The organism is Microbacterium sp. NPDC055683 (assembly GCF_053617895.1).
Genome location: NZ_JBSHGQ010000084.1, coordinates 1 through 1,984, shown reverse-complemented (window position 1 = coordinate 1,984; position 1,984 = coordinate 1). Strand labels below are relative to the sequence as shown.

Genomic DNA, 1,984 nt, shown 5'->3' with positions numbered 1-1,984 from the left:
AACCGGCGCCTGGACACCCACAAAGGATGCCAGATGCTCCTTAGAAAGGAGGTGATCCAGCCGCACCTTCCGGTACGGCTACCTTGTTACGACTTAGTCCTAATTACCGATCCCACCTTCGACAGCTCCCTCCACAAGGGTTAGGCCACCGGCTTCAGGTGTTACCGACTTTCATGACTTGACGGGCGGTGTGTACAAGACCCGGGAACGTATTCACCGCAGCGTTGCTGATCTGCGATTACTAGCGACTCCGACTTCATGAGGTCGAGTTGCAGACCTCAATCCGAACTGGGACCGGCTTTTTGGGATTCGCTCCACCTCACGGTATCGCTGCCCTTTGTACCGGCCATTGTAGCATGCGTGAAGCCCAAGACATAAGGGGCATGATGATTTGACGTCATCCCCACCTTCCTCCGAGTTGACCCCGGCAGTATCCCATGAGTTCCCACCATAACGTGCTGGCAACATAGAACGAGGGTTGCGCTCGTTGCGGGACTTAACCCAACATCTCACGACACGAGCTGACGACAACCATGCACCACCTGTATACGAGTGTCCAAAGAGAACCACATTTCTGCGGCGTTCCCGTATATGTCAAGCCTTGGTAAGGTTCTTCGCGTTGCATCGAATTAATCCGCATGCTCCGCCGCTTGTGCGGGTCCCCGTCAATTCCTTTGAGTTTTAGCCTTGCGGCCGTACTCCCCAGGCGGGGAACTTAATGCGTTAGCTGCGTCACGGAGACCGTGGAAAGGCCCCCACAACTAGTTCCCAACGTTTACGGGGTGGACTACCAGGGTATCTAAGCCTGTTTGCTCCCCACCCTTTCGCTCCTCAGCGTCAGTTACGGCCCAGAGATCTGCCTTCGCCATCGGTGTTCCTCCTGATATCTGCGCATTCCACCGCTACACCAGGAATTCCAATCTCCCCTACCGCACTCTAGTCTGCCCGTACCCACTGCAGGCTGGAGGTTGAGCCTCCAGATTTCACAGCAGACGCGACAAACCGCCTACGAGCTCTTTACGCCCAATAATTCCGGATAACGCTTGCGCCCTACGTATTACCGCGGCTGCTGGCACGTAGTTAGCCGGCGCTTTTTCTGCAGGTACCGTCACTCACGCTTCTTCCCTGCTAAAAGAGGTTTACAACCCGAAGGCCGTCATCCCTCACGCGGCGTTGCTGCATCAGGCTTCCGCCCATTGTGCAATATTCCCCACTGCTGCCTCCCGTAGGAGTCTGGGCCGTGTCTCAGTCCCAGTGTGGCCGGTCACCCTCTCAGGCCGGCTACCCGTCGACGCCTTGGTGAGCCACTACCTCACCAACAAGCTGATAGGCCGCGAGCCCATCCCCAACCGAAAAATCTTTCCCACCACAAACCATGCGGCTATGATGCATATCCGGTATTAGCAACCGTTTCCGGCTGTTATCCCAGAGTCAGGGGCAGGTTGCTCACGTGTTACTCACCCGTTCGCCACTAATCCACCCCGCAAGCAGGGCTTCATCGTTCGACTTGCATGTGTTAAGCACGCCGCCAGCGTTCATCCTGAGCCAGGATCAAACTCTCCGTAAAAAACGAATGCAACCCAGCCACCGGGAAAACAGTGACCAGACGCGAGTTCAATCATGACCAAAACGGATGTCAAAACTGACAACCAATAATTGATCCAAAGGAATTCTCAACCCGACCAAAAAGGCCGAGACGAGGATAATTTGGCATTTGACAAGTGCACGCTGTTGAGTTCTCAAGGATCAGACGCACCCAGCCCTCGACCTCACGACCGAGCCCTCCGGGGCAACCATCCACCCCACCAACCAACCCACAAACGGGCCAACCAGCAGAGATTGTGTTATGTGATGTCACTGTCCTGGGGCGGGGAACCTTCCGGCTCAACCTCACCGCTTGGCGGCGACAAGGGAATACATTACGCCGAACCACCCACCCCCGCAAACCACACCCACCCCCGGGCGTGTCGCACCCCGACACCAC

1 rRNA gene is annotated in these 1,984 nt (G+C 56.2%); it reads right to left on the bottom strand.

Annotation, left to right across the window (positions count from 1 at the left end):
- Positions 1–44: 44 nt before the first annotated feature.
- Positions 45–1,567 (bottom strand): 16S ribosomal RNA (locus tag ACWGPF_RS17520).
- Positions 1,568–1,984: the final 417 nt, after the last annotated feature.